This is a genomic window from Chromobacterium sp. INPA-IVC (assembly GCF_059047085.1).
The window spans coordinates 51,198-77,717 of record NZ_JBTNLS010000005.1 but is presented as its reverse complement, the minus strand read 5'-3'; the positions used below and the strand labels follow the sequence as shown (position 1 = coordinate 77,717).

Here is a 26,520-nt window from a genome sequence, read left to right as displayed (position 1 = left end):
CGGCTCCTCAGAAGATCACGCCGGAGTGCAGGATCACGTTGGCGTACGGCGTGCATTCGCCGGTGCGGATCACCGCCCTCGCCGCCTGGCAGCGCTGCTTGAATTCCTCGTGGCTGACGAAATCCAGTACCGCGCCGTCCTTCGCCATCCGTTCGGCCCGGTCCTGCACCGACGGGTTGTGCTGGCGGCACTCGATGGCGAACACCGCGCGCTCGCACTGGAAATCGGCCAGGACGCTGTCCAGCGTTTCGATGAAGCCGGGCTGCCCCAGCTTCAGCGACAGGTCCACGCACTCGACGCCGGGCGGGATCGGCAGGCCGCAGTCGGCGATCACCAAACTGTCGGTATGGCCCATCGACGCCAGGATGCGGGCGATGTCGCGGTTCAGATGGCCGTGCTTCTTCATGCTTTGCTCTCCAGGAAGGCTTCCAGCTCCGCCAGCGTGGGCATGCCGCCCTGCGCGCCGGGGCGGGTGACCGACAGCGCGCCGGCCGCGTTGGCGCGGCGCACCGCCTCTTCCAGGCCCAGCGGCAGGAAGGCTGCCAGCGCGCCGTTGAAGGTGTCGCCGGCGCCGGTGCTGTCCACCGCCTTGACTTCGAAGCCCGGCTGATGGCGCAGCTGGCCGCGCGCCAGCGCGAAATAGGCGCCGTGCTTGCCATGGGTCATCACCAGCTTGCCGGGGCGCTCGGCTAGCAGTGAGCGCCAATCGGCGTCGGGCTGGGCCAGCATGGTCAGGAATTCGTGCTCGTTGGGCGTCAGCAACGCCACTCGCTGCAGCAGCTCTTCCGGCAGCGGCACCGCCGGCGCGGGATTCAGCAGCAACGGCTTCTTGTGGCGGGCGGCCAATTCAGCGGCGCGGCGCACTGTCGCCAGCGGAATTTCCAGCTGGGTCAGCACCACGTCGGCGTCGATGAAGGCCTGCTCCGCGGCGTCCAGATGGGCCGGCGTCAGCTTGTGGTTGGCGCCCGGCACCACCAGGATGGCGTTGTCGCCGCCGCTGACGGTGATGACGGCGATGCCGGTGGGCCCGTCCACGGCCCCCACCCGGCCGCAATCCACGCCCTCGCGCTCCAGATGGGCGCGCAGGTCGCGGCCGAAGGCGTCGTCGCCGACACAGCCCAGCAGCGACACTTGCGCGCCCAGACGGGCGGCGGCCACGGCCTGGTTGGCGCCCTTGCCGCCCGGGTAGGTTGCAAAGCCATCGCCCAGCAGCGTTTCGCCCAGTTTCGGCATCCGTTTGGCGGATGCCACCAGGTCCATATTGATACTGCCGACTACCAGCACCCGAGTCATGCCGTCTCCTTGTGTACCTTTGCTACATTGCAACGCACAAATTGCGATTTTCTTGCTAAAACGTAATCAGCATCGATTTATAGCAGAGATGGACAGCTTCACGAAAGAGGGAAGCGCAAAAATGTAGTCATCTCACTACATATTTTCACGTAAAGATATCAATGTTCCCCAGCACCCGCGCGCCGACAAATGCCCGCCGGATTGAGAAAGCGCCGCGCGGTATGCCATGATGCCCGCTTAAGCAAACCGACACCGCATGCGCGCCCGACGGCGCCGGAGGAAGAAAATGGATTTGAGCTGGCAGCAATTGGCCGACCTGTACTGGAACGCTGGCAAATGGCAGGTCAACCTGCTGGTCGTCGCCCACCTGTTCGGCGGCCTGGTCCTGGGCAGCCTGCTGGGCTATGAGCGCTGGTACAACGGCCGCGCGGCAGGCATGCGCACCTACGGCCTGGTGTGCATGGCATCGTCGGCGGCGATCAGCATCATCGGCTACTCCGGCTACTGGTACGGCGGACAGTCGGCCGACATCATGCACGGCGACATGACCCGCGTGGCGCAAGGCGTGCTGACCGGCATCGGCTTCCTGGGCGCCGGCATGATCATGAAGGAAGGGCTGAGCATCAGCGGCCTGACCTCGGCCGCCTCGGTGTGGATGTCGTCGGTGATCGGCATCCTGATCGGCGTCGGTTTCTACGGCGCAGCCATCGCGCTGACCATCTTGTGCATGGTCTTCGTCACCGTGGTGAACCGCATCGAGAACATCCTGCCGCGGCGGGTCAGCCTGTTCGTCAGCGTCAAGCTGAGCGCCGACCACGACTGGACGGTGGAGCGGCTGGCGGAACGGCTGGCGCCGTCGGGCCTGAAGCTGCACGAGGAAAGCATCAGCATCCGCGCCGATCAGAACGGCGCCAGCTGGAGCTTCCTGGTGTCCGCGCACGACCGGCGCAGCTTCATCAGCGTGGTGGACCTGGCCCGCGACATCATGGTCGCCGACCACATCCTGGAGCTGGACCTGCAACCGGCGCGCAACTGAGCGCGGCCGGCCCGCTTACAGCGCCACGCCCGGCGGCGGCTGGTCGTGGCTCTGCGCCATCGACTGGTGCGGCAGCTCCAGATAGCTCTTGGACTGCATCTCGGTCAGCCGGCTGGCGGTGCGGAAGAACTCGCCGGACTGCAGGCCCTCGGTGTAGATCTCTTCCGGCGGCGCGTCGGCCGAGGCGATCAGCTTGACGCGGTTGTCGTAGAACACGTCCACCAGCCAGGTGAAGCGGCGGGCGACCGAGGCCTGCTTGGCGCTGAGCCTGGGAATGCCGGACACGAACACCGTGTGGTATTCGCTGGCGATTTCCAGGTAGTCGGTCTGCGCGCGCGGGCCGTCGCACAAGGCGGTGAAATCGAACCAGATCACGCCGGGCGACATCCGCTTCACCGCGATCTCCCGTTCCAGCACGATGATGGATTTCTGCGGCAGCTCCGCGCCAGTGCCCACTTTGTGGAACAGTTGCTCCATCTTCCGTTCGCTGCCCTCGTCGGCCGGCACCATGAACAGCGGCTCCCGCGTCAGCTCGCGCAGCCGGTAGTCATGCCCGCCGTCCACGTTGAGCACGTCCATCTCGCGCTTGATCAGCTCTATCGTCGGCAGGAAGTTCTGCCGCTGCAGGCCGCCCGGGTAGAGATCGTCCGGCGCGTAATTGGAGGTGGTCACCACCACCACGCCGCGCTCGATCAGCGCCGACAGCAGGCGGCCCAGAATCATCGCGTCGGCGATGTCCGACACGTGGAATTCGTCGAAGCACAGCAGCCGCGTCGACTTGGCGATCTCGTCGGCGTAGGCCAGCAGCGGGTCCTTGCCGCCGGCGAACTTGCGCAGTTCGCGGTGGGTTTCCGCCATGAAGTTGTGGAAGTGGATGCGGCGTTTGCGGCGGTACGGCACGCAAGCGTAGAAGGCGTCCATCAGGAAGCTCTTGCCGCGCCCCACTCCGCCCCAGAAATACAAGCCGCGCGGCACGTCCGGGCTTCTCAGGCTGCGGCCCAGGAAGCGGTTGCGCTTGGTCTTGAAATCCATCAGCTCGTGCCACAGGCGGTCCAGTTGCTCGATGGCGGCGGCCTGGGCCTCGTCATGAATGAAACCGGGCTTCTCGCTGGCCAGCTGGTACCAGCCCTTGGGGCTGCAGTGGACGTTCTCGTCCGGAGAGAATGCGTGTTGCGACATGGTTATGCTTGTTCTGCGCTGCGTTTGGCGCCGCCGGCGGCGGCGAGGGAATCCCTGAATGATAACCGCTTTGGCCGGCCCTTGCCCGCGCTCAGCGGCAAGTAGCCAGCCGGATGCCGGACGGCGCGGCCAGCCTGGCCAGGCTGCCATCGCGGCACATGCCGTCCAGAGCGATATTGAATGTTTCCAGCATGCCAGGCTTTACCCGGCTGCGGGTGAAGCCGTACAGATACGTCAGCTGCTTGACCTCGGCCAGCTTGCGCAGATTGCCCAGGCCGTCGCGCTTAATCCAGTAACGCGCGACGTCGTCATTGGAAAACGCCACCGCATTATTGCCGTAACGGCCCGCCGCCAGCTTGCGCAGCACCGTCTCCGGGTCCAGCTCCACGCTAAGGTTCACGCCGGCCACGCCCTGGACCAGCCGCTCGCTATTGGTCTGCGACAGCGACGGGCCGTACACGGCCACGGTCTTGCCGGCGAGATCGCCAGGCTGGCGGTAGCGCAATGGACTGTTCGTTTTCACGTAGAGGCCGTAGCTGCTGGCCAGCACCGGTTTGGACAACTCCATCACCGCCCGCCGCTCCGGCGCGTCCTGCGCCAGCACCAGCCCGTCGGCGCCGCCCTGGCTCACCGTCAGCAATGCCCGCTTCCACACCATGGCCTGGACGGTGCAATTCCATGACGAACGCCGGCAGGCCTCGCGCAGAATCGCCACCAGCGCGCCATCCAGCCTGCCGTCGGCATCCTGGGTGATGAAGGGAGGAAACAGCTGGGTGACGAAATACAGATCGCGCGACGCCGCATGCGCCTGCGCGCCGGAGCAGGCCAGCAGCAGGCCGGCCCACAGCCTGGAACCCGTCTTCGCGATACCCATCGTCCCCGTCCCCCGCTCTTCTTTACCCGCAGTATAGAGCGGACGGGGCCGGCTCAGCGAGCCTGCCGGGCACGCCAAGCCGCGAGCGATGGCCGCAGCCACTGCCGCTCGGCGTAAGCGGACAGCCGCGGCGGCATCTCCTCCGCCGCCAGCCGCTTCAGCAGCAGTGCCAGCTCCGCGTCCGCCACGCACCAGTCGCCGAACAGGTTGCCGCCATCCGCCGGCACCACCGCCTCGGCCACCGCGATCAGCTTGTCCGCCGCCTTGCGCGCCGCCTCGCCCAGCGGCAAAGCCGGCTTGCGGCCGAACACCGTCTCGGTGCTGCGCTCGTCGCGCAGCGGCAGCAGGTCGCTTCGCAGCCAGGCCTGCAGCTGGCGCGCGCGGGCGCGGGCTTTCAGATCGACGGGCAGCACGCGGGGGGTGTCGGGGTAGGCGTCTTCCAGGTATTCGATGATGGCCGACGATTCGCTGAGCGCGAAATCGCCGTCCACCAAGGTCGGCACGCGGGAGGTCAGCGATTGCGCACAGTAGGCGGGCTCGAACTGCTGGCCTGCGGCGAGGTCGCGGGTGAGCGCCTCGAAAGGCAGGCCCTTCTCGGTCAGCGCGGCGAAGGCGGCCATCGCGTAGGGGCTGAAGAAATCCTGATCGACGTAGAGTTTCAGCATATCGGCATCTTTCGAACAAAATGCCATGCTAATCGCCGCCGGCCCGGCTGCCAAGCCGGCAACCGGCGACACAGCGTCAAACGCGATCGAACAATCCGGTGGACAAGTAGCGGTCGCCGCGGTCGCACACCACCGACACGATTACCGCGTTCTTCAATTGCGCGTCCAGCCGCAAGGCCACCGCCAGCGCGCCGCCGGAAGACGGGCCGGCCAGGATGCCCTCGCGCCGCGCCAGCAGCCGGGCGGTGTCTTCCGCTTCTTGCTGGCCGACATGCAGGATCTCGTCGATGCGGGAAAAGTCGCAGATCTTCGGCACGTACGGGTCTTCCCATTTGCGGATGCCGGCGATCTGGCTGCCCGGCTCCGGGTGGACGCCGACGATGCGGATGGCCGGATTCTTTTCCTTCAGGAAGCGGCCGGTGCCCATGATGGTGCCGGTGGTGCCCATGCTGGACACGAAATGGGTGATCTTGCCTTCGGTCTCTTCCCAGATTTCCGGACCGGTGCCCTCGTAATGCGCCAGCGGGTTGTCCGGATTGGAGAACTGGTCGAGGATGCGGCCCTCGCCGGCCGCCTCCATGCTGCGCGCCAGGTCGATCGCCGCCGGCATCGAACCGGCGGCCGGCGTCAGGATCACCTCGGCGCCGTAAGCGCGCATCGCCTGCACCCGCTCGGCGCTGGAGTTCTCCGGCATGATCAGCACCATGCGGTAGCCCATCATCGCCGCCGCCATCGCCAGCGCGATGCCGGTGTTGCCGCTGGTGGGCTCGATCAGCGTGTCGCCCGGCTTGATGTCGCCGCGCCGCTCGGCGCGGCGGATCATCGACAGCGCCGGCCGGTCTTTCACCGACCCCGCCGGATTATTGCCTTCCAGCTTCAGCAGCACCACGTTGCCGTTATCGCCCGGCAGGCGCTTGAGCCGCACCAGCGGCGTGCCGCCGACGAAATCTTCCAGATGTTTGTACACAGAGCCTCTCCCAGAACTGGCCCCATTATATCGATTGGCTATCAGCAGATGCGAAATCGTTATTTCTAATCTAATAACCATCCGTAACCGGACAATCCGCTCCGCGGCGGCGCTTGCCGCCGCGGAGAACCCGCGTCAGCCCATATACGCCATCAGCCAAGTCAACAGGCCGACGAAACTGCAGAAGATCAGACTGTGTTTCAGCGTGAAGCGGAACAGATCCGCTTCCCTGCCTATCAGCCCCACCGCCGCGCAGGCCACGGCGATGGACTGCGGCGAGATCATCTTGCCGGTGACGCCGCCGGTGGTGTTGGCCGCCACCAATAGCACGTCCGAGACGCCCAACTGGTGCGCGGTGGCCGCCTGCAAGGCGGAAAACAGCGCGTTGGACGAGGTATCGGAACCGGTCAGGAACACGCCCAGCCAGCCCAGGAACGGCGAGAAGAACGGAAATGCCTTGCCGGTGCCGGCCAGGCACAGCGCCAGCGTGCTCGACATGCCGGAATAGTTGGCGACAAAGGCGAAAGCCAGCACCATGCCTATCGACAATATCGGCCGCCGCAGCTCGACCAATGTCTCGCCCAGCGTACGCAAGCCGTCGGCCGGGCGGAATTTCAGTAGCGCCATGGACAGCAACGCAGACAGGAAGATGGCGCTGCCGACTGCGGAAACGATGTCGAACTTGTACAGCGCCTCGTACGGCGCGTCATGCGCGACGATGGGCGCGGTCTTCAGCACCAGCTTGTCCAGACCCGGCACGTGCAGCTTCCAGATCCAGCCCTCCAGCGCGCCGCCCTTGATGAACAAGGCCTTGAACGGCTTGACGCTCCACACCGTCACCAGCGCGGTCAGAATCAGGAAAGGGCTCCAGGCGCGGGCGATCTGTCCCAGGCTGAAGCCGCTCGCCTGCCGGGCGGACGGCGCGCGGCGGCCGTTGAAAGTGAAGATCTCGCTGGGCTGCCACGTTTTCAGAAACAGCGTCAGGCAGATCAGGCTGACCAGCGCCGAGGTGATGTCCGGCAGCTCCGGCCCGATGTAGTTGGAGGTGAAAAACTGGGTGACGGCGAACGAGACGCCGGCCACCAGGATGGCGGGCCAGGTCTGGCGCACACCCTTGAGGCCGTCCATCATCATCACCAGCCAGAACGGCACGATCACCGACAGGATGGGCAGCTGATGGCCGGCCTTGGCGCCGATCAGGAACGGATCCAACCCGGTCACCTGCCCGGCGACGATGATCGGTATCCCCATCGCGCCGAACGCCACCGGCGCGGTGTTGGCGATCAAGCACAGCCCGGCCGCATACAGCGGATTGAAGCCCAAGCCCACCAACAGCGCGGCGGTGATGGCCACCGGCGCGCCGAATCCGGCCGCGCCCTCCAAGAAGGCGCCGAAGGAAAAACCCACCAGCAGCATCTGCAGCCGCTGGTCCTCGGTCACCGACAGCACCGAGGCGCGGATGATGTCGAACTGCCCGGTCTTGACCGTGATCTTGTACAGGAACACCGCGGCGACGATGATCCAGGCGATCGGCCACAGCCCGTAGCCGAAACCGAAGGCGGCGGCGGCCAGCGCCATCTGCGCCGGCATGCCGTAAAACAGCATGGCCACCGCCAGCGCGATCAGCACCGTCAGCGTGCCGGCGACATGGCCCTTCAATCGCAGCACCGCCAGCGCGACGAAGAAAAAAGCGATGGGCAGCGCGGCCATCAATGCCGACAGCGCGGGGCCGCCGGCGGGAAAGTACTGTTGGGTCCAGATACCTTGCATGTGAAGCTTCTCCTCATTCCTGGTTTCGCAGGCGCAGCCGCTCCCCTGCCGAGGAACGGGATCGTTTCGGCATGGCAGGACTGGCTTGCGTTTCTTGGGTTTACATCAGCGTTGAAAAGGCGGCCTTCATGGCGGACCGCTTGGGTTGGTGCAGAAATCCAGCAACGCCTCGATGCTGGCGTAGGGAATCCCACCATGCTCGGTCAGGCCGATCTGGCAGGTGCGGCTCATCGACACGCCGTGGCGGCAGGCATCCGACAAGGCCGGCCTCAACCGCCGCAGGCTATGGGCGTTCAATTCCGGCACGGTGAAGCCCTTGTCGCCGGCGAAGCCGCAGCAGGCGATGTCCGGCACAGTCAGCTCGTCGCAGCAACTGGCGGCCAGTTGTTTCAAGCTTCCAGCCGCGCCCATCGCCGTCGCGCTGCATGGAATATGCAGCGCCAGTTGCGGCAGCCGCCGGGCGATGCTCAGCCGCGGCAGAACTTTTTCCGCCAGGAAGCCGGCGGCGTCGAACAGCTGCAAGCGCGGGTCCAGCAAGCCCTCGGCCTGCGCCTGCTTGACGCGGGCCGCGCACGGGCTGTTGTCGAGATAAACCGGGCGGCGGCCATCGCCGCTCGCTTGCAGCAAAGCCTCGTTCAGCGACGCCTGGCTGAAGGCCAAAGCGCCGGCCGCGTTGGCCGAGGCGAAAGGCTGGCCGCAGCACAGGCCTTCATGGCCGGGCGGATAGACCGGCGCGAAACCGGCGCGGCGCAACAGGTTGACGGTGTGAGTGGCGACGGACTCGCCGCCCTCGCCCTCCGCCAGCGCGCGGTTGACGCAGCTGACGAACAGCACCACCGGCTCGCCGTCGCCGGACAAGCGGGGCAGCGGCGCGGCGGCGCGCGGCAGGCAGGCCGGGATCAGCGGAATCACCTTGCGCTCACCCGGCTGGCGGCGCGTCCACTCGTTCAAGCGCCGCGCGCCGGCCAGATGCGCCAGCCGCAAGCCGGTCCCCGCCGCCGCCGTCATCCAGCCCATATGCCGCGCGGCGAAGCCGGCCAGTACGGGACGCCGGCTCGGGCCCTGCAATTTTTTCATCAGCAGGCCGGTGTTGATGCCCACCGGACAACGGGTCGCGCACATGCCGGTGGCGGCGCAGGTATCGACGGCGCGGTAGCGGTAGCCGGACTTCAGCGCCGCCAGCTCCATCGCGCCCTCGCCGTCGCGCTCCAGCTGGCGGATGCGCCGCCAGGCGACGATGCGCTGGCGCGGGCTCAGCGTCAGCCCGTGCGAGGGGCAGGCCGGCTCGCAGAAGCCGCACTCGGTGCAGCGGTCCACCAGATCATCCGCCGCCGGCATCGGCTTCAGGTTTTCCAGGTGCAGCCTGTCGTTGTCGGTGATGATCACGCCGGGATTGAGCAGGCCTTCCGGATCGAACAGCGCCTTGATGCGGCGCATGATGTTCCAGGCGGCGTCGCCCCACTCCTGCCGCACGAAGGGCGCCACATTGCGGCCGGTGCCATGCTCGGCCTTCAGCGAGCCGTCGTACTCGCCGGCCACCAGATCGCTGACGTCCTGCATGAAGGCCTCGTAGCGGTCCACCTCAGCCGGGCTTTCGAAACCGGGCGCGAACACGAAGTGCAGATTGCCGTCCAGCGCGTGGCCGAACAGCAGCGCCTCGTCGTAGCCGTGCTTGTCGAACAGCGCGGTCAGCCTGGCCACGCCGTCGGCCAACTGAGGGATGGGAAAAGCCACGTCCTCGATCACCACCGTGGTGCCCACCGGCCGCGCCGCGCCCACTGCCGGAAACAGGCCCTTGCGCAAGGCCCAGTAGGTTTCGCATTCGCGCGCGTCGCGGCTGAAGCCGCTGGACACCTGCGGCTGGTAATCGGCCAGCAGCCGCTCGATAGCGGCGGAATCCTCCCCCAGCCGCGCCTCGTCGCCGGCGCGCAGCTCGATCAACAGACAGGTGCTGCCCGGCCCCACCGGCTGATAGAGAAAATCCGGCAATCCCGGCTTGCCCTGCACCGCGCGGATGCTGCGACTGTCTATCAGCTCCACCGCCGACACGCCGCAGGCGTCGCGCGCCGCGCTCAAGGCCGATACCGCGCGGCAGCAGCGCTCCAGATCGTCGAACAGCACCAGCGCCGACGCCTTGTGCGGATGCTCGGCCACGGTGTGGAAAGTGATCTCGGAAATGAAGCCCAGCGTGCCTTCGGAGCCGATCATCAAATGGCTGAGCATTTCCAGCGGATCGGCGAAATCCAGCAAGGCGTTGATGCCGTAGCCGGTGGTGTTCTTCAGCCGGTATTTGCGGCGCACCCGCTCCGCCAGCTGCGGATCGCCGGCCAGTTGTCGCGACAACTGGGCCAGGCCATCGAGCAGGCCGGTGTGCGATTCGCGGAAGGCCGCCGCGCTGGCCGGATCGGCGGTATCCAGCGCCGCGCCGTCGAGCAGCAGCAGCCGGATCGCCTGCATGGTGTGGTAGCTGTTGTCGCGGGTGCCGCAGCACATGCCGCTGGAGTTGTTGGCGGCGATGCCGCCTATCTTGGCGGTGTTGATCGACGCCGGATCGGGACCGATCTTGCGGCCGAACGGCGCCAGCATCGCGTTGGCGTGCGCGCCTATCATGCCGGGCTTGAGACGGATGCGCGCGCCGCCGTCCAGCACTTCGCCATGGTTGAAGCCGTCACCCAGCAGAACCAGCACCGAATCGCTGACCGCCTGGCCGGACAGGCTGGTGCCGGCGGCGCGGAAGGTGACGGCCACGCGGTGCAATCTGGCCAGCCGCAGCAGCGCCGCCACCTCGCCCTCGTTCTCCACCCTGGCGACGATTTGCGGCCGCAAGCGGTAGAAGCTGGCGTCGGTGCCGTAGGCCAGCGTGGACAATGGGTCGGTGAAAATGCGCGCCGCCGGCATCGTTTGGCGCAGATCCTGCAGAAAATCGGCGTGGGCGGGCGTCATGTGGATTTCCCCTTGCTCGCCTCGCGCTCGCGCACCAGCTCATGCAGCGTTTTGGGCGCCGGCGTCAGCGGCAGGTGGTTTTGCGTCCAGCCCAGCTGATTCTTGGGAGCATGCCTGCGCAGCCGCGTCGCCGCCCAGCCGAACATCCGGTACAGATTGGGCGAAGCGTTGACCAGCCGCCATCCGGCCCAGGCCATGCGCTCCGCGCCGCTGGCCGCCGCGCCCTGGCCGCGCAGCGGATGCGCCACCCGCTCGCCGGCCGGGCGTTGGCTCTCCTCGCGCAGCCGCATCAGCATCTCTGGAATCGGAATCCGCACCGGGCACACCTCGCCGCAGGCGCCGCACAGGCTGGACGCGGTAGGCAGGTCGCGGGTGTTTTCCAGTCCCATCAGATGCGGCGAGATGATCTCGCCTATCGGCCCCGGATAGGTGGTGCCGTAGGCGTGGCCGCCGATGCGGGTGTAGACCGGACAGTGGTTCATGCAGGCGCCGCAGCGTATGCATTGCAGCGTTTTGCGTAATTGCTCGTCGGCGTAAGCCTGGCTGCGGCCATTGTCCAGCAGCACCAGGTGCACCTCGCGCGGGCCGTCCTTCTCGCCCGGCTTGCGCGGGCCGCTGATCATGTTGAAGTAAGTGGTGATGGGCTGGCCGATGGCGGAACGGGTCAACAAGCTGTACAGCGGCACCACGTCTTCCAGCTTTTCCACCACCTTTTCGATGCCGGTGATGGCGACGTGCACGTCCGGCACCGTGGTGCACATGCGGCCGTTGCCCTCGTTTTCCACCAGGCACAGCGTGCCGGTTTCGGCCACGGCGAAATTGACGCCGGACAGGCCGACGCCGGCGTCCAGAAACTTGCGGCGCAGCACGCGGCGGCCGATCTGGATCAGCGCGTCCACGTCCTCGGTGTAAGGCGTGTCCGGCAGTTGCTCATGGAACAGCCGGGCGATGTCCTGCTTGGTCTTGTGGATGGCCGGCATGATGATGTGGGTGGGTTTCTCGCCCGCCAGCTGGACGATGTACTCGCCCATATCGCTCTCCACCGCCTCCACGCCCTGCTCGGCCAGGTAATGGTTGAGCTCGATCTCCTCGCTGACCATCGATTTGCCCTTGACCATCAGCTTGCCTTGCCTGGCTTCGACGATGCCGTGGATGATGCGGTTGGCCTCCTCGGCCGTTTCCGCCCAATGCACTTGCACGCCGTTGGCGGTGAGCTTGTCTTCCAGTTGTTCCAGCAAATCGGGCAACCGCGACAGGCAGCGCTGGCGTATGCCCTCGCCCAGCGTGCGCAAGGCGGACAGCTCCGCCTCGTCCGGAAACGACGCCAGCCGCTTGGCCATCAAAAAGTCCATCGATCCGCGCAGGCTTTGCCGCAGCTTGTCGTCGGTCAGCGCCAGCCTGGCGTTGTCCTTGAAGGCGCGCGACGGGTAAACGGTGATCTTGCTCTCGCTCATCTCGTCTCCCCTTCCACGTCATGGATGGCGATGTGCGGCGGCAGCACGGCCAGCACCAGCAAATCGCGCGGGCCGTGCGCGCCGTAGGCCAATGTCTGCTGGATGTCGGCGGTCTTGGACGGGCCGGAGATCAGCAAGGCGTTGGTGGGCATGCCGGCGGACCAGTTCTCGCCCTTCATCGCCGAATAGAAATCCGGGTACAAGGCCGCGGCGTCGAACAAAGCGATGTGCAAGGGAGGCACCAGGCTCATGGTGCGCGGCTCGGCCTCGTCCGGCCATAGCGCCAGCGTGCCGGTGGCGGCGATGCCGCAGCGGGCGGCGGTGAAACCGGCGGCGATGTCGAACAGCTCCGCCTTCCAGCCATCCACCTCGCGCTCGAACCAGACGATGCGCGGCGCATCCTCCCTGCCCTCAAGGCATTGCGCCAGCCGTCGGCCATGCGGCGTGACGGACAACAGGATGGAATCTTGCGGATGCGCGGCCAGCCAACCGGCCAGCGCTGAGTCCCACTCCGCCTCGCGCGTCCACAGAATGTCGGTTTTCACCGAACGCATCATCGCCGCCCAATGGCGCAGGCGGGCAATCTCATCGTCCTTGGCCGCGAAATGCTGGAAATGGCCGGCCAGGTCCGGCCGCGCGCGCTCCTGCCTGGGCGCGGCGCGCAGCTTTTGCAAGATGGAGGCGCGGGCGCTCATCGCTTGCCCCCGGTGCGCGCCAGCAGAAAGCTGGCCAGATGGCGGCCCCTGAAACCGCTGCCGCACTGGCCGAGCTTGCCGTTGATATTGAGCAGGCAGCCGCCGTCGGCGGTGACGAACTCCATCGCGCCGCTGTCCTGCAAGGACTGCGCCTTGTCCTCCACCATCGCGCCGGCGATGTCCGGATGCTTGATGGAGAAAGTGCCGCCAAATCCGCAGCACTCGGACTCATGGTCATGCGCCACGCGCTGAACATTCTGCAACCGATCCACCAGCGCCCAACTGGTCTTGTGCACGTTCATCTCGCGCCGCGCCGAACAGGAGGTATGCACCGCCACCTTGACCGGCGCACCCAGGTCTTGCGGACGCCAATCCAGGTGATTCAGCAGGAAATCGGAAAACTCCACCACCCGCGCGGCGATGGCGCAGGCAACCCTTTCATCCGCCTCGCCGGCGAACAGGCGCGGCCAATGATGCTGGATCATGCCGCCGCAAGAGCCGGACGGCACCACGATGGGCCAGTCTTCCGGGAAACAGGCCAGTTGCGCGCGCGCCACGGCCAGCGCCTCCTTGGGATGGCCGCTGGTATAGGCCGGCTGGCCACAGCAGCTCTGGGCCTGGGGAAAATGCACCCGCACGCCCAAGCCTTCCAGCAGGGCGATGGCGTCTAGGCCAGCTTCCGGCAGGAACAGGTCGAGCAGACAGGTGCCGAACAGGTAAACGTCGGCAGGCGTCTTCATGGCTTCCTTTGTAAATTGGTAAGACCAATTATTCTTATGAAAACCACTTTAGAGTGAATGCTTGAGTTCGTCAATATGACAAGAGGCCGTCGGGAAGGGAGTACAGGGCGGAGCGGAGTCTTGCGCCCCTGAGCGGAACGCAGGCGGGCAGAAATGGGCGGCGCGTCCCTGCCGGGCGACGCGCCGCATGGGCGCTATTCCAGCAACAGCATCTCCCGGAGCTTGCTGGCCAGCTTCTGCGGCTCATCCTTGGACACATAAGCGTCCACGCCGACAGACTCGCCCAGCTTCTTGTTGGCCATGCCGGACAGCGACGAGTGCATCAGCACCGGAATGCCGGCGAAACGCGCGTCGTCCTTGATCATCTTGGTCAACATGTAGCCGTCCATTTCCGGCATTTCCACATCGGTCAGGATCAGGTGCAGCACCTGACTCAGCTTCTGGCCCGCCGCCTCCGCCTGCTGCGCCATCTTCTGCAGGGTTTCCCAGCCGCGCATGCCGTTCATTTCCGATGAATAGCGGATATGCATCGCGTCCAGCGTGCGTTCGATCTGCTTGCGCGCCACCGCGCTGTCGTCGGCGAAGAAGATGTGCCTGTCCTCCTTCACCGGCTCGATGGAGATATAGTTCTGGGTTTCGTCCGACAGGCAGGTTTCGGCCAGCACCTTCTCCACGTCCATCATCATCACCAGCGTGCCGCTCTCCAACTCCGTGACCGCGGTGACCAGCCCCGCCATCCGGTTGGTGATCATGTCCGGCGGCACCCGCATCGCCGACCAGTCCAGCCGCAATATGGTATCCACCGTCTCCACCAGGAAACCCTGGGTATGGCCGTTGTACTCGGTGATGATCATGATTTCCGGCCGCTTGGACGTCACGATGCCGGTGTATTTCCCCAAGTCGATCACCGGCACCAGCGCGCCGCGCAGGCTGACCATGCCCTCCACCGAGGCCGGCATCTCCGGCGCGGTGGTGATTTCCGGCGTGCGCATCACCTCGCGCACCTTGAACACATTGATGCCGAATACCTCCTTGCGGCCGGTGCGCTGATCGTCGCCCAGCGAAAACAGCAGGATTTCCAGCTTATTGGTGCCGGCCAGCTTGGTTCGAGCGTCGATTTTTTTCAGCAGGTCGGACATCGCGTAACTCCTTGCAAAAGACAGTATGTCTTTATAGCAAATATCTAAAATTAAATGGCCTCGGCCAAAAGATATACCCGGATCATTTCTCTCGCACCCGCGCCAGACGCGCAAGCCAAGGCTTGAGCCTGAACGGGGCATGCTTCTGGCAATATGCCGCGGCAGCGGAGGCCCCAATCATGACAGGCGGCTGTCCGCTCTGCTATGCTGGGCCATCTGGTCAGACCAATATTCCGCTTGCCGCGGATTCATTTCATTATGGCTTACCCCAAAGTAAACCTGCCCAAACTGTCCGACATGATCGTGCAGCAACTGGAAAAACGCATACTCGACGGCGTGCTCAAACCGGGCGACCGCTTGCCGCCGGAAAGACAATTGGCCGAGGAGTTCGGCGTGTCGCGGCCATCGCTGCGCGAGGCGATCCAGCAACTGTCGTCGCGCGGCTTGTTGTCCAGCCGCCAGGGCGGCGGCACCTGGGTGACGGACAGGCTGGAAACGGCGTTTTCCGATCCCTGGGAAAAGTTGCTGAACCAGCACGAAGAGCTGCACGGCGACTTGCTCGAATTCCGCCGCGTGCTGGAAGGCACGGTGGCGCGCTGCGCCGCCAGCCGGGCGACGCCGGCCGACGTGGAGCGGCTGCGGCGCTGCGTGGACCGGCTGCAGCAGGCTTACCGCGGCGGCGATCTGGCGGAGCAGGCGCAGGCTGACGTCGAGTTCCACCAGGCGGTGGCCGAAGCCTCCCACAATGTGCTGTTCGCCCACCTGTCCGGCAGCCTGCTGGCCATGCTGCAGCGGCATGTGAAGGACAATATCGCCAATCTGTTCGCCGTCGGCGAAGTGGCGGAGGCGCTGCGCGAGCAGCATCTGTCGATCTGGCAGGCGATACGCGACCGCCAGCCCGACGACGCGCAACTGGCGGCGGAGCGGCATATCGACTTTGTCGCCGACACGCTGCAAAACCAGATGCTGCTGGCCGAACGCGATGCCCGGGCCCGCATGCGGCTGGAGCAGGAAAACACCGGACGCTGAAACGACAAAAGCCGCGCCATCATAAAGACGACGCGGCTTGATATCACTGCCCAGGCGATCAACCCTGGCGGCTGATCAGCCAATCGACGTAGCGGTCCACGCCCTCGGCCACCGACAGCATGGCCTCGCCGTAACCCGCCTCGCGCAGCCGCGCGATATCGGCCTGGGTGAAACTCTGGTACTTGCCCTTCAGCGCGTCCGGGAAATCGATGTACTCGACGATGCCCTGGACTATCATCTCGGCCAGCGTCAGCGCCGGCTTGCCCTCGTGGCGGCGGCAGGCGTTGACGGTGGCTTCGGCCACATCGTTGAACGGCTGCGAACGGCCGCTGCCCAGGTTGAAAATGCCGCTCTTCTCCGGATGGTCCAGGAAATGCAGGTTGACCTTGACCACGTCCTCCACCGACACGAAGTCGCGGCTCTGCATGCCGTTGTCCCAGCCATCCCAGCCGCCGAACAACTTGACCTTGCCGTGCTCGCGGTACTGGTTGAAATGATGGAAGGCGACGGAAGCCATGCGGCCCTTGTGCTGCTCGCGCGGGCCGTAGACGTTGAAGTAGCGGAAGCCCACCGCCTGCGCGGACAGGCCTTCCTTCATCCGCTGGCGCAGCACCTGGTCGAACAGAAACTTGGAATAACCATAGACATTGAGCGGGCCTTCGTACTGGCGCTCTTCCTTGAACACGGTGCCCTTGCCGTAGGTAGCGGCGCTGGACGCGTACAAGAACTGGATTTCCTCATGCTGGCAATAGTCGAACAACGCCAGCGTGTACTGGTAGTTGTTGTCCATCATGTACTTGCCGTCGTGGTTCATCGTGTCGGAGCACGCGCCCTGGTGCAGGATGGCGGCCAGCTCGCCCTCGTACTCGCCATCCAGCAGCAGGTGCAGGAATTCGTGCTTGTCGAGATAATGCGAAATCTCGCAATCGACCAGATTGTGGAATTTGTCGCCGCTGCTGAGGTTGTCTACGGCGATGATGTCGGTGATGCCGCGCTGGTTCAAACCCTTGACCAGGTTGGAACCGATGAAGCCTGCGGCTCCGGTGACGACGATAGTCATATGTCGATCCTTAGTTCTGCTGCGGACCCTCGGGTCCGGATGAAATTCAGAAGCCCGCGCCCGGCTGCGCCAGGTAGGACTGTTCGGCCTGCGTGCTGGTTCTGCCCAGCGCCGCGTTGCGATGCGGAAAACGGCCGAATTCGGCGACTACCCGCTCATGCCGCTGCGCGAAATCCAGATAATTGGAGCCAGGCAAGGCCGCGTCCAGCGCGGCGAACAACTCGAGCGACCGCCTCTGGTCCGCCATGTCCTCGCTGTGCTCGAACGGCAGGTAGAAGAAAACCCGCGCCACCGGCGGCAGCGTCTGCTCCAGCCCCTGGCCGACGGCCGACCGGGCGCCCTCTCTCGCCTTCTCGTCGCTGGAGAACGCTTTAGCCTCTCCGCGGAACAGATTGCGAGGGAATTGGTCGGCCACGATCAGCCAGGCCAGCGCCGCGCGGGCGTCGCCGGCGTCGATGGCCAGCCCGCCGGCCGCCAGCGCCTGCCACAAAGGCAGGAAACGACGGCCGATTTCGGCGTCGAACGCGTCGTCGCGGCGGAACCAGGCCTCGCGGGGCCGGCTCAAGGCCTCGTCGTCGCTGGCGTCGAACCAGAAGGCCAGCACCTCTTCAACTTGTTGCGCGGTCAGCTTCGTCATCGCGTCTCCTGCCGGCGCGCCGGCTTACAAGGCAAACAGTTCCTGTTGCGAACACACGGCGGTTCCCAGCTTGCCCACCACCACCCCGGCGGCGGCGTTGGCCAGGTTCATCGCCACCGGCAACGGCTGGCCTGCGGCCAGCGCCAAGCCCAGCGTGCCGATCACGGTATCGCCGGCGCCGGACACGTCATAAACCTCGCGCGCGAAGGTCGGCTGATGCAGCGCGCCGTCGGCGCGGAACAGCGTCATGCCCTCTTCGCTGCGCGTCACCAGCAACGCGTCCAGATTCAGTTCGGCGCGCAACGCCTGCGCCTTGGCGGTCAGGCTGGCCTCGTCCTTCCAGCCGCCGGCCACCTGGCGAAACTCGCTGCGATTGGGCGTCAACAGCGTGGCGCCGGCGTATTTGCTGTAATCGTCGCCCTTGGGGTCGATCAGCACCGGCTTGCCGGCGGCGCGGGCCAGTTGAATCATCTCGGCCACATGGGTCAGGCCGCCCTTGCCGTAGTCGGACAGGATCACCACGTCGTGCGCGGCGACGATGTCGGCGAACTCTTCCAGCTTGCCGGCCAGGATTTCATGGCTGGGCGCGTCTTCGAAGTCCAGCCGGATCAGCTGCTGCTGACGCGCCACCACTCTCAGCTTCACCGTGGTGGCGATGTTGGAATCGCGCTTGAACGAAGTGACGATGCCGTCCGCCTTCAACAGCCTCTCCAGCGCGTCCGCCGCCTCGTCGTCGCCGACCACCGACAAAATGGTGGCCTTGCCGCCCAGGCCGGCGATATTGCGCGCCACGTTGGCGGCGCCGCCGGCCCGCTCCTCGCTGCGGCCAATCTTGGCCACCGGCACCGGCGCCTCGGGCGAAATGCGCGACACGTCGCCGAACCAGTAGCGGTCCAGCATCACATCGCCGACCACCAGCACCTTGGCCTTCGCCAGGGAAGAAGCCAGCGCGGCGGGCTTCAGTCCCAGGGTTTGCATCAGACTCATGGCTTACCTCAGCGGCCGATGGCGTGGTAATCGAAGCCCTGCTCGCGCAGCCAGGCCGGGTCGTACATATTGCGGCCATCGAAAATCAGCGGCTGCTTCAGGCTGCTGCGGATCGCCTCGAAGTCCGGCGCGCGGAACATCTTCCACTCGGTCACGATCAGCAGCGCGTCCGCGCCTTGCAGCGCCTGCATCATGTCGTCGGCGAACGCCACGCCGTTGACGCCGGACATCACCCGTTGCGCCTCGTGCGCCGCCACCGGATCAAAGGCGACGATTTCGGCGCCGCGGCGGGTCAGCTCCTCGATTATCACGCGGCTGGGCGCCTCGCGCATGTCATCGGTATTGGGCTTGAACGCCAGGCCCCACAATGCGAGGCGGCGGCCGGACAGATCCTCGCCGAACCGGGACACCACTTTCTCGACCAGGCGCAGCTTCTGCGCGTCGTTGGCCTCTTCCACCGCGGTCAGCACACGCAGCGTGTGGCCGTTTTCCTTGGCGGTCTGCACCAGCGCCTTGACGTCCTTGGGGAAGCAGGAACCGCCATAGCCGACGCCCGGGTACAGGAAGTGGTAGCCGATGCGCGGATCGGAGCCCATGCCCTGGCGCACCTGCTCGATGTCGGCGCCCATGGTCTCGGCCAGATTGGCCAGCTCGTTCATGAACGAAATGCGGGTGGCCAGCATCGCGTTGGCCGCGTACTTGGTCAGCTCGGCCGAGCGCACGTCCATCAGCAGCACGCGCTCGTGGCTGCGCTGGAACGGCTTGTACAGGCGGCGCATGATTTCGGCCGCGCGGTCGTCGTCCGCGCCGATCACCACGCGGTCGGGCCGCATGAAGTCCTCGATCGCCGCGCCTTCCTTCAGGAACTCCGGATTGGACACCACGCTGAACGGCAGGTCGGCGCCGCGCTGCGCCAGCTCGTCGGCGATGGCGGCGCGCACCTTGTCCGCGGTACCCACCGGCACAGTGGACTTGTCCACCACCACGCGGTAACCGGTCATGTGGCGGGCGATATTGCGCGCGGCGGCCAGCACGTACTGCAAGTCGGCCGAGCCATCCTCATCCGGCGGCGTGCCGACAGCGATGAACTGCACTTCGCCGAAAGCGACCGAGGCGGCCACGTCGGTGGTGAAGTGCAGGCGGCCGGCGGCCACATTGCGCTTCACCATGTCTTCCAAACCAGGCTCGAAAATGGGAATGCCGCCGTTTTGCAAAATTTCGATCTTGCGGGGGTCCACGTCCAGGCAGCAGACGTGGTAGCCGGTCTCGGCCAGGCAGGTGCCGGTCACCAGGCCGACATAGCCCGAGCCAATTACCGTGATTTTCATGATTGTTTACCCAGGAATGCGGAAATGTCTTGATTGATGGCGCGCAGCGCGGCCAGCGGGTCGGCGGCGCGGGTGATCGGGCGGCCGATCACCAGATAGTCAGAGCCGGCGGCCAAGGCGGCGGTCGGCGTCATCACGCGGCGCTGGTCGTCGCCGGCGCTGTCGGCCAGGCGGATGCCCGGCGTCACCAGCTTGAAATCACTGCCCAGGGCCTGCTTCAGCATGGATGCCTCCTGCGCCGAGCACACCACGCCGTCCAGGCCGCAATCGCGGGTCAGCGTGGCCAGGCGCAGCACGTGCTGCTGCGGCGGGACATCGATGCCGACCTCGGCCAGATCCGACGCTTCCATGCTGGTGAGCACCGTCACCGCGATCAGCAGCGGACGCTGGCTGTAAACGGCCAGCGCGTCGCGCGCGGCCTCCATCATCCGGCGGCCGCCGGAGGCGTGGACGTTGACCATCCACACGCCGGACTCGGCCGCGGCCTTGCAGGCATGGGCGACAGTATTGGGAATGTCGTGGAATTTCATGTCCAGGAAAACCTGGAAACCGCGCGCGGCCAGCGATTCGACCAGATGGCGGCCGCTGGAGGTGAACAGCTCCTTGCCCACCTTCAGCCGGCACTCCGCCGGATCCAGGCGGCTGGCGAAAGCCAATGCGCTATCCGCGTCGGCGAAGTCCAGCGCCACCACCACCGGGGATGTCGTCCGGCTTTCGCTTTGTGCGATCAGGGGATTCATCGATGCTCCATCATTCTATATTGCCGCGGCGCGCGCCGTTCAAGCGGCCGCGCGCCGAGTGATTCAGTTTTCCGAACGGTTGGCGGTGAAGCTTTCCCACTCGCCGCAGGCAGGACAGTGCCAGAAGAAGGCCCGCGAACGGAAGTTGCAGCACTTGCAGCGATGCACGCTGAGGCGCTGGGAGTGCTTGAGGATCAGCGCGCGCGCCACCTCCGCGTCCATCCGCCCCTCCGGCGACAGCTCGTCCATCTGCGCTTCTATCATCCGGTACACGCCGGCCAGGCTGGGGCGGGCATGCACCGCTTCGCGCACGCCGTCCAGCGCCTTGGCCTCGCCATCATAGGTGGCGATCTTCTGGTACAAGAGATCGGTCAGTTCCAATTGCGGGAAGGTGCGCTGATAACCGCGCAGCAACGCGATGCCCTCCTGCGGACGCCCCAGCTTTTCGTAAGCGTCGAACAGGCGCTCGGCCGCCATCGCCAGATATTCGTAGTTCTGTTTCTCTATGTTCTGCCAGGCGGCGATGGCCGCCTCCAGATTGCCTTCGGCGAACTCGATATCGCCGAGGATCAGGCTGGCGCGCACGCATTTGCGGTTGGCCGCCAGCGCCTCCGCCACGTATTGCCTGGCCTGGCTGTGATCGGACTTGTACAGCTCGCCCTGCGCCAACTCGCAGTAGAACTGCGCGACTTCATGCTGGAACGAGTGCGCGTCGCTGCGCAGCTCGCGCGCGGTCTCGATCGCCTTCTTCCAGTCGCGGTCCTGCTGATAGATGTCCAGCAGCTGGCGCCGAGCCGCCAGCGCCATATTGCCGTTCAGGAGCTTGAGCAGGATCTCCTCGGCCCGATCCACCAGGCCGGCCTTGCGGAAGTCCTGCGCCAGCTCGTTGCGCACCAGGTCGCGCTGCTCGCCCGGCAGGTCGGAAGAATCCAGCATCTGTTGATGCAGGCGGATCGCGCGGTCATTCTCGCCGCGCTTGCGGTACAGCTTGCCGAGGATGTGCTGCAACTCAAGCGCCGAACCCTGCTGGCGCGCCACTTCGGCCAGAGCCTGGGCCGCGACGTCGGTCTTGTCTTCCACCAGCGCGTCCAGGCCGCGGAAATAGGAAATCGGCACCGACTTCGCCTGTTTCAGCACGGTGCGCATGTCCACCCGGGCCGCGAACCAGCCCAGGCCGAAAAAGGCTGGAAACAGCAGCAGCCACCACAAATCGAGTTCCAACAGCAATCCTTTCGGGATGATAGAACGGGGTCAAGGCCATGCCCCGTGAAGACAAGCTCAATCGGCGATGGCGTCGCTGGGATCGTTGACCACCTTGCCGACGGGAGGCCGATTGCGCAGTTCTTTTTTCAACTGCGACAGCTCGCGGCGGGTTTTCAGGTAGAAACTGAAGGTGGCCAGCAGGCCGACGACGGCGCCGACGACGAAGAACAGCAGCAGGAACACGATGAACGGAGCCGACCACGATTGGCCGAAGAACAGTTTGAATTCGACTGAGTGGCTGTTCTGCACGGTGACGGCGACCAGCAGCAGCAACAGGGCCAGTTCGACGATGCGCAACAAATATCGCATGGGATCGCTCAATGAGTTTGCCGGAGTGCAATTCTAAACGATAGCCCGCCGCAACCCAAGCCGCTCAAGCGGCGCGGATACGAAAAAAGCGCCGCATATGCGGCGCTTTTTAGCATGTAGACCGATAAAACTGCGATCAGGCCTGGGTCTGTTCCACAAGGGACAAGTCCACGCGCTCGCGCAGTTCCTTGCCGGCCTTGAAATGAGGCACGTATTTCTCAGGAACCGAGACGCTGGTGCCCGACTTCGGGTTGCGGCCGACCCGCGGCGGACGGTAGTTCAGATCGAAGCTACCGAACCCGCGAATCTCGATGCGGCTTCCCTGCGCCAGGTTGTTGGCCATCGCGTCCAGAATGGTCTTGACGGCCAACTCAGCATCTTTGTAGACCAACTGAGAATTGCGCTCGGCCAGTCGTTCAGACAGCCTCGCGATCAGCTCAGACTTGGTCATGACGCTATTACTCGTTGGAACCGGACAGTTTGGCCTTCAGCAGGGCACCCAGGTTGGTGGTGCCGGCGGAAGCGCTGTCAACGGTCGACAGGTTCTTCATCGCGGCATTCTCTTCCTGAGCGTCCTTAGCCTTGATGGACAGGCTGATGTTGCGGGACTTGCGGTCCACGGCAACGATCACGGCCTCGACGGCATCGCCATCCTTCAGGACGGAGCGAGCGTCTTCCACGCGGTCGCGGGACAGTTCGGAAGCGCGCAGGTAGCCTTCAACGTCGGTGTCCAGAGCGATAACCGCGCCCTTGGCGTCAACGGACTTCACGGTACCCTTGACCAGGGCGCCCTTGTCGTTCATCGCAACGAAGTTGTTGAACGGATCGCCTTCCAGCTGCTTGATGCCCAGGGAGATGCGTTCTTTTTCCACGTCGATGGACAGAACCACGGCATCAACCTCGTCGCCCTTCTTGAACTTGCGCACGGCTTCTTCGCCAGCTTCGTTCCAGGACAGGTCGGACAGGTGAACCAGGCCGTCGATGCCGCCCGGCAGGCCAACGAACACGCCGAAGTCGGTGATGGACTTGATCGCGCCCTTCAGCTTGTCGCCCTTGTGGAAGTTGTCGGCAAACTCGTTCCACGGGTTGGCCAGACACTGCTTCATGCCCAGGGAGATACGACGACGGTCTTCGTCGATTTCCAGGATCATGACTTCCACTTCGTCGCCAACTTGAACCACCTTGGACGGGTGTACGTTCTTGTTGGTCCAGTCCATTTCGGACACGTGCACCAGGCCTTCGATGCCTTGTTCGATTTCCACGAACGCGCCGTAGTCGGTCAGGTTGGTCACCTTGCCGAACAGACGGGTGCCGGACGGGTAGCGGCGGGACAGGCCCACCCACGGATCTTCGCCCAGTTGCTTCAGACCCAGGGATACGCGGTTCTTCTCTTGGTCGAACTTCAGTACCTTGGCTTCCACTTCGTCGCCCACGGCCAGAACTTCGGACGGGTGCTTCACGCGGCGCCATGCCAGGTCGGTGATGTGCAGCAGGCCATCGATGCCGCCCAGGTCAACGAACGCACCGTAGTCGGTGATGTTCTTGACGATACCCTTGATGACTGCGCCCTCTTTCAGGGTTTCCAGCAGAGCCTTGCGCTCTTCGCCCAGGGTCTCTTCCAGCACGGAGCGGCGGGAAACCACGACGTTGTTGCGCTTGCGATCCAGCTTGATAACCTTGAACTCGATCTGCTTGTTTTCGTACGGGGTGGTGTCTTTCACCGGACGCACGTCGACCAGGGAACCCGGCAGGAAGGCGCGGATGCCGTTGACCATGACGGTCAGGCCGCCCTTCACCTTGCCGCTGATCATGCCGGACAGGATGGTGCCGGCTTCCAGAGCTTCTTCCAGCTCAACCCAAGCGGCCATGCGCTTGGCTTTTTCGCGGGACAGCTTGGTTTCGCCGAAGCCGTTTTCCAGCGCGTCGATAGCCACGGTAACGAAGTCGCCGATGGCAACTTCAACGACGCCTTGGTCGTTCTTGAATTCTTCAGCCGGAATCAGGGACTCGGACTTGAGGCCTGCGTTCACGGTTACAAAGTTGGAATCAACTGCCACGACTTCAGCAGTGATCACTTCGCCCACGCGCATATCGTGCAGGGTGAGGCTTTCCTCGAACAGTTGAGCGAAGTTTTCCATGGAGAGGGTAGTCATCAAGCGTACTCTCGGTTGCAGGCCTTGCGGCTTGCGGGGTTAGGGTTGGAACAAGGTCGTTTCCGCAAAGCAGCAAAAACGACCATACAAAAAATCAATGGCCGGAAACCTGTTTTTCCTCAAACCACACGAGGACCTTGTCGACCGCCTGGTCTATGGTCAGCTCCGTGGTATCGAGCAAAAAGGCGTCCGGCTCCTGGCGCAGCGGCGCTACCGGCCGGGCCGCGTCTCGCGCGTCTCGATCGATAATGTCCTGCATAATCTGGGCGAGGTTAGCAGATTCCCCCTTGCCGATCAACTGCTTATGACGGCGACTCGCCCTTTCCTCCGCGCTGGCGGTCAGAAATATCTTCAACATGGCGTCCGGAAACACCACCGAACCCATGTCGCGGCCATCCGTCACCAGGCCCGGCGATTCGCGAAAATCCCGCTGGCGCTGCAATAGCGCGGCGCGCACCGCCGGCAGCGCGCCCACCTTGGAGGCGCCGATGCCGATTTCCTCGGCTCGGATGTCCTGACTGGCGTCGTTGCCTTCCAGCCACACCGCGCCGTCGGAAAACTCCACCGGCAAGCCGGCGGCGGCCTCGGCGAGCGCCGGCTCGTCGTCCCAGGCGATGCCGCGGCGGCGCGCGTGGAGCGCCAGCAGCCGGTACAGCGAACCCGAGTCGAGATAATGGAAGGCGAGGCGCGCGGCGACCTGGGCCGCCACCGTGCCCTTGCCGGAAGCGGACGGGCCGTCGATGGTAATCACCGGAACTGTCATCGGAATCTGATCCTGTTGCATTCTGCCAAGGCCCTGCCGATACCGCCGCGCGTCGCGGCAGCCGCCGGCCGGCCAAACCGCGCATTGTAACCCAAGTGGTGTGGCATGGTGTGGTGCCGCACCATTTGCGCGCAGCCGTGCGCGGCGGGTACAGTGTCCCTTACGCATCAAGCAACGCCATTCCGAAAACACAAGCGCGACACTCAATGGAACAACTGCACCTCTCTCCCTGCGTCCGCCTCGGCGGCTCCATCAAACTGCCCGGCTCCAAGAGCATCTCCAACCGCACGCTGCTGCTGGCCGCGCTGTCAGGCGGCAGCACCATGGTCCGCGACCTGCTGGATTCCGACGACATCCGCCACATGCTGAGCGCGCTGAAGCTGCTGGGCGTGAAGATAGAGCAACAAGGCGACAGCCGCGATTTCCGCGTCCACGGCTGCGGCGGCCCCTTCCCGGTGAAAAACGCCGAGCTGTTCCTCGGCAACGCCGGCACCGCCTTCCGCCCGCTGACCGCGGCGCTGGCGCTGATGGGCGGCAGCTACCAGCTGTCTGGCGTGCCGCGCATGCACGAACGGCCGATCGGCGATCTCGTCGACGCGCTGAACGCCGCCGGCGCCAGCATCGCCTACTTGGGCCAGCCGGGCTTCCCGCCGCTGGCCATCTCGCCGGCCGACGTGCGCTGCGCCCATCCCATCCAGGTGAAGGGCAACGTTTCCAGCCAGTTCCTCACCGCGCTCCTGATGGCGCTGCCGCTGACCGGCGCCCAGGCCGAGATCGAGGTGGTGGGCGAGCTGATCTCCAAGCCCTACATCGAAATCACGCTCAACCTGATGGCGCGCTTCGGCGTGCGCGTCGAGCGCGACGGCTGGCAGCGCTTCATCATCCCGGGCGGCCAGCACTACATCTCGCCGGGAGAGATTTACGTCGAAGGCGACGCCTCCAGCGCATCCTACTTCCTGGCGGCCGGCGCGCTGGCCGGCGGACCGGTGCGAGTGGAGGGCGTGGGCGAGGCCAGTATCCAGGGCGACGTGCGCTTCGCCGAGGCACTGGAATTGATGGGCGCGACGGTGCGCCGCGGCGACAACTGGATCGAGGCCCGCGCCGAGGGCAAGCTCAAGGCTATCGATTTGGACTGCAACCATATCCCGGACGCGGCGATGACGCTGGCCGTGGCCGCGCTGGCCGCCGACGGCACCACCACGCTACGCAACATCGCCAGCTGGCGAGTGAAGGAAACCGATCGCCTGTCGGCGATGGCGACCGAGCTGCGCAAAGTGGGCGCGACGGTGGAGGAAGGCCCGGACTACATCCGCGTCACCCCGCCGGCCGCGCTGACGCCAAACGCCGAGATCGACACCTACGACGACCACCGGATGGCGATGTGTTTCTCGCTGGTTTCGCTGCTGGGCGCGCCGGTCATCATCAACGACCCCAACTGCGTGGCCAAGACCTTCCCCGACTACTTCCAGGCGCTGGCCGCGCTGCAGGCGCAATAA

At 65.2% G+C, this 26,520-nt stretch carries 25 protein-coding genes; 3 read left to right on the top strand and 22 right to left on the bottom strand.

The features are described 5' to 3' along the window. Nucleotides 1-7 precede the first annotated feature (7 nt). Together rbsD and rbsK are read right to left on the bottom strand one after the other, a co-directional pair. Nucleotides 8-406 carry a D-ribose pyranase gene (gene rbsD, locus ACX17K_RS10055; RefSeq protein WP_231153602.1) on the bottom strand — a complete coding sequence of 133 codons (399 nt, stop codon included), beginning with the start codon at nucleotides 404-406 and terminating at the stop codon, nucleotides 8-10. Continuing rightward, nucleotides 403-1,293, bottom strand: a complete 891-nt coding sequence (rbsK, locus tag ACX17K_RS10050) for a ribokinase (RefSeq protein WP_493774678.1) — start codon at nucleotides 1,291-1,293, stop codon at nucleotides 403-405. Before rbsK ends, rbsD begins: the two co-directional genes overlap by 4 nt. Before the next feature lie 286 nt (nucleotides 1,294-1,579). On the opposite strand from rbsK, the gene ACX17K_RS10045 reads away from it, so the two are divergent. Next, entirely contained in the window at nucleotides 1,580-2,329 is a 750-nt protein-coding gene (locus ACX17K_RS10045) for an MgtC/SapB family protein (RefSeq protein ID WP_231153604.1), read from the top strand. A gap of 15 nt (nucleotides 2,330-2,344) precedes the next feature. Here ACX17K_RS10045 and zapE read toward each other — a convergent pair whose 3' ends face one another. From zapE to ACX17K_RS09995, 10 genes are all read right to left on the bottom strand, one after another. Further along, nucleotides 2,345-3,508, bottom strand: coding sequence for a cell division protein ZapE (zapE, locus tag ACX17K_RS10040; RefSeq protein WP_493774677.1), 1,164 nt, complete (start codon nucleotides 3,506-3,508; stop codon nucleotides 2,345-2,347). 91 nt (nucleotides 3,509-3,599) lie between these two features. Further along, the gene (locus ACX17K_RS10035) at nucleotides 3,600-4,382 is read right to left on the bottom strand and encodes a substrate-binding periplasmic protein (RefSeq protein WP_493774676.1); all 783 of its coding nucleotides are present in this window, start codon (nucleotides 4,380-4,382) and stop codon (nucleotides 3,600-3,602) included. 53 nt (nucleotides 4,383-4,435) lie between these two features. Further along, nucleotides 4,436-5,047 carry a glutathione transferase gene (gene yfcF, locus ACX17K_RS10030; protein WP_493774675.1) on the bottom strand — a complete coding sequence of 204 codons (612 nt, stop codon included), beginning with the start codon at nucleotides 5,045-5,047 and terminating at the stop codon, nucleotides 4,436-4,438. Nucleotides 5,048-5,123: 76 nt separating this feature from the next. Next, nucleotides 5,124-6,014, bottom strand: a complete 891-nt coding sequence (gene cysM / locus ACX17K_RS10025) for a cysteine synthase CysM (protein WP_231161662.1) — start codon at nucleotides 6,012-6,014, stop codon at nucleotides 5,124-5,126. A 135-nt stretch (nucleotides 6,015-6,149) separates the two neighbouring features. Beyond that, on the bottom strand, nucleotides 6,150-7,784 hold the full coding sequence (locus ACX17K_RS10020) for a lactate permease LctP family transporter (RefSeq protein WP_493774674.1): 1,635 nt from the start codon (nucleotides 7,782-7,784) through the stop codon (nucleotides 6,150-6,152). Between the two features lie 126 nt (nucleotides 7,785-7,910). After that, nucleotides 7,911-10,727, bottom strand: coding sequence for an FAD-binding and (Fe-S)-binding domain-containing protein (locus ACX17K_RS10015; RefSeq protein WP_493774673.1), 2,817 nt, complete (start codon nucleotides 10,725-10,727; stop codon nucleotides 7,911-7,913). Next, nucleotides 10,724-12,181: a LutB/LldF family L-lactate oxidation iron-sulfur protein gene (locus tag ACX17K_RS10010; protein ID WP_493774672.1), complete on the bottom strand. Its 1,458-nt coding sequence runs from the start codon at nucleotides 12,179-12,181 to the stop codon at nucleotides 10,724-10,726. Before ACX17K_RS10010 ends, ACX17K_RS10015 begins: the two co-directional genes overlap by 4 nt. Beyond that, nucleotides 12,178-12,876, bottom strand: coding sequence for a LutC/YkgG family protein (locus tag ACX17K_RS10005; protein ID WP_493774671.1), 699 nt, complete (start codon nucleotides 12,874-12,876; stop codon nucleotides 12,178-12,180). Before ACX17K_RS10005 ends, ACX17K_RS10010 begins: the two co-directional genes overlap by 4 nt. After that, nucleotides 12,873-13,616: a (Fe-S)-binding protein gene (locus ACX17K_RS10000; RefSeq protein WP_493774670.1), complete on the bottom strand. Its 744-nt coding sequence runs from the start codon at nucleotides 13,614-13,616 to the stop codon at nucleotides 12,873-12,875. Before ACX17K_RS10000 ends, ACX17K_RS10005 begins: the two co-directional genes overlap by 4 nt. 194 nt (nucleotides 13,617-13,810) lie before the next feature. Continuing rightward, entirely contained in the window at nucleotides 13,811-14,755 is a 945-nt protein-coding gene (locus tag ACX17K_RS09995; RefSeq protein ID WP_493774669.1) for a chemotaxis protein, read from the bottom strand. Nucleotides 14,756-15,013: 258 nt separating this feature from the next. Between ACX17K_RS09995 and ACX17K_RS09990 the strand changes: the two genes are divergently transcribed. After that, complete coding sequence (locus tag ACX17K_RS09990; RefSeq protein WP_493774668.1) at nucleotides 15,014-15,784, top strand: FCD domain-containing protein; 771 nt, start codon at nucleotides 15,014-15,016, stop codon at nucleotides 15,782-15,784. 58 nt (nucleotides 15,785-15,842) lie between these two features. Here the strand turns inward: ACX17K_RS09990 and rfaD are convergent, their stop codons facing one another. From rfaD to cmk, 10 genes are all read right to left on the bottom strand, one after another. Then, nucleotides 15,843-16,844 carry an ADP-glyceromanno-heptose 6-epimerase gene (gene rfaD / locus ACX17K_RS09985; RefSeq protein WP_493774667.1) on the bottom strand — a complete coding sequence of 334 codons (1,002 nt, stop codon included), beginning with the start codon at nucleotides 16,842-16,844 and terminating at the stop codon, nucleotides 15,843-15,845. 46 nt (nucleotides 16,845-16,890) lie between these two features. Then, entirely contained in the window at nucleotides 16,891-17,481 is a 591-nt protein-coding gene (locus ACX17K_RS09980) for a DUF924 family protein (RefSeq protein WP_493774666.1), read from the bottom strand. 24 nt (nucleotides 17,482-17,505) lie between these two features. Next, nucleotides 17,506-18,468 carry a D-glycero-beta-D-manno-heptose-7-phosphate kinase gene (gene rfaE1, locus ACX17K_RS09975; RefSeq protein WP_104947593.1) on the bottom strand — a complete coding sequence of 321 codons (963 nt, stop codon included), beginning with the start codon at nucleotides 18,466-18,468 and terminating at the stop codon, nucleotides 17,506-17,508. An 8-nt stretch (nucleotides 18,469-18,476) separates the two neighbouring features. Next, a complete protein-coding gene (locus ACX17K_RS09970; protein ID WP_493774665.1) occupies nucleotides 18,477-19,796 on the bottom strand; it encodes a UDP-glucose dehydrogenase family protein in 1,320 nt (439 codons plus the stop codon). Further along, nucleotides 19,793-20,536 (bottom strand): orotidine-5'-phosphate decarboxylase, encoded by a 744-nt coding sequence (gene pyrF / locus ACX17K_RS09965; protein ID WP_493774664.1) that lies wholly within the window; start codon nucleotides 20,534-20,536, stop codon nucleotides 19,793-19,795. Before pyrF ends, ACX17K_RS09970 begins: the two co-directional genes overlap by 4 nt. Before the next feature lie 63 nt (nucleotides 20,537-20,599). Next, nucleotides 20,600-21,757: a lipopolysaccharide assembly protein LapB gene (gene lapB, locus ACX17K_RS09960; protein WP_493774663.1), complete on the bottom strand. Its 1,158-nt coding sequence runs from the start codon at nucleotides 21,755-21,757 to the stop codon at nucleotides 20,600-20,602. Nucleotides 21,758-21,814: 57 nt separating this feature from the next. Further along, nucleotides 21,815-22,108 (bottom strand): LapA family protein, encoded by a 294-nt coding sequence (locus ACX17K_RS09955; RefSeq protein WP_231154915.1) that lies wholly within the window; start codon nucleotides 22,106-22,108, stop codon nucleotides 21,815-21,817. A gap of 136 nt (nucleotides 22,109-22,244) precedes the next feature. Continuing rightward, nucleotides 22,245-22,559 carry an integration host factor subunit beta gene (locus ACX17K_RS09950; RefSeq protein WP_021477774.1) on the bottom strand — a complete coding sequence of 105 codons (315 nt, stop codon included), beginning with the start codon at nucleotides 22,557-22,559 and terminating at the stop codon, nucleotides 22,245-22,247. Between the two features lie 7 nt (nucleotides 22,560-22,566). Next, entirely contained in the window at nucleotides 22,567-24,261 is a 1,695-nt protein-coding gene (gene rpsA, locus ACX17K_RS09945; RefSeq protein WP_463087894.1) for a 30S ribosomal protein S1, read from the bottom strand. A 94-nt stretch (nucleotides 24,262-24,355) separates the two neighbouring features. Next, nucleotides 24,356-25,024 (bottom strand): (d)CMP kinase, encoded by a 669-nt coding sequence (gene cmk, locus ACX17K_RS09940; RefSeq protein WP_104947595.1) that lies wholly within the window; start codon nucleotides 25,022-25,024, stop codon nucleotides 24,356-24,358. A gap of 206 nt (nucleotides 25,025-25,230) precedes the next feature. Between cmk and aroA the strand changes: the two genes are divergently transcribed. Then, entirely contained in the window at nucleotides 25,231-26,520 is a 1,290-nt protein-coding gene (gene aroA, locus ACX17K_RS09935; protein ID WP_493774662.1) for a 3-phosphoshikimate 1-carboxyvinyltransferase, read from the top strand.

Coding starts and splice junctions, on each gene's coding strand:
- ACX17K_RS10035 (WP_493774676.1), bottom strand. CDS start 4,382: ATGGGTATCGCGAAGACGGGTTCCAGGCTGTGGGCCGGCCTGCTGCTG.
- cmk (WP_104947595.1), bottom strand. CDS start 25,024: ATGACAGTTCCGGTGATTACCATCGACGGCCCGTCCGCTTCCGGCAAG.
- ACX17K_RS10010 (WP_493774672.1), bottom strand. CDS start 12,181: ATGAGCGAGAGCAAGATCACCGTTTACCCGTCGCGCGCCTTCAAGGAC.
- ACX17K_RS09955 (WP_231154915.1), bottom strand. CDS start 22,108: ATGCGATATTTGTTGCGCATCGTCGAACTGGCCCTGTTGCTGCTGCTG.
- ACX17K_RS10000 (WP_493774670.1), bottom strand. CDS start 13,616: ATGAAGACGCCTGCCGACGTTTACCTGTTCGGCACCTGTCTGCTCGAC.
- ACX17K_RS09990 (WP_493774668.1), top strand. CDS start 15,014: ATGGCTTACCCCAAAGTAAACCTGCCCAAACTGTCCGACATGATCGTG.
- aroA (WP_493774662.1), top strand. CDS start 25,231: ATGGAACAACTGCACCTCTCTCCCTGCGTCCGCCTCGGCGGCTCCATC.
- rbsD (WP_231153602.1), bottom strand. CDS start 406: ATGAAGAAGCACGGCCATCTGAACCGCGACATCGCCCGCATCCTGGCG.
- ACX17K_RS09950 (WP_021477774.1), bottom strand. CDS start 22,559: ATGACCAAGTCTGAGCTGATCGCGAGGCTGTCTGAACGACTGGCCGAG.
- ACX17K_RS10020 (WP_493774674.1), bottom strand. CDS start 7,784: ATGCAAGGTATCTGGACCCAACAGTACTTTCCCGCCGGCGGCCCCGCG.
- ACX17K_RS09980 (WP_493774666.1), bottom strand. CDS start 17,481: ATGACGAAGCTGACCGCGCAACAAGTTGAAGAGGTGCTGGCCTTCTGG.
- ACX17K_RS09970 (WP_493774665.1), bottom strand. CDS start 19,796: ATGAAAATCACGGTAATTGGCTCGGGCTATGTCGGCCTGGTGACCGGC.
- zapE (WP_493774677.1), bottom strand. CDS start 3,508: ATGTCGCAACACGCATTCTCTCCGGACGAGAACGTCCACTGCAGCCCC.
- ACX17K_RS10045 (WP_231153604.1), top strand. CDS start 1,580: ATGGATTTGAGCTGGCAGCAATTGGCCGACCTGTACTGGAACGCTGGC.
- yfcF (WP_493774675.1), bottom strand. CDS start 5,047: ATGCTGAAACTCTACGTCGATCAGGATTTCTTCAGCCCCTACGCGATG.
- rpsA (WP_463087894.1), bottom strand. CDS start 24,261: ATGACTACCCTCTCCATGGAAAACTTCGCTCAACTGTTCGAGGAAAGC.
- pyrF (WP_493774664.1), bottom strand. CDS start 20,536: ATGAATCCCCTGATCGCACAAAGCGAAAGCCGGACGACATCCCCGGTG.
- ACX17K_RS10005 (WP_493774671.1), bottom strand. CDS start 12,876: ATGAGCGCCCGCGCCTCCATCTTGCAAAAGCTGCGCGCCGCGCCCAGG.
- ACX17K_RS10015 (WP_493774673.1), bottom strand. CDS start 10,727: ATGACGCCCGCCCACGCCGATTTTCTGCAGGATCTGCGCCAAACGATG.
- rbsK (WP_493774678.1), bottom strand. CDS start 1,293: ATGACTCGGGTGCTGGTAGTCGGCAGTATCAATATGGACCTGGTGGCA.
- rfaD (WP_493774667.1), bottom strand. CDS start 16,844: ATGACTATCGTCGTCACCGGAGCCGCAGGCTTCATCGGTTCCAACCTG.
- ACX17K_RS09995 (WP_493774669.1), bottom strand. CDS start 14,755: ATGTCCGACCTGCTGAAAAAAATCGACGCTCGAACCAAGCTGGCCGGC.
- rfaE1 (WP_104947593.1), bottom strand. CDS start 18,468: ATGAGTCTGATGCAAACCCTGGGACTGAAGCCCGCCGCGCTGGCTTCT.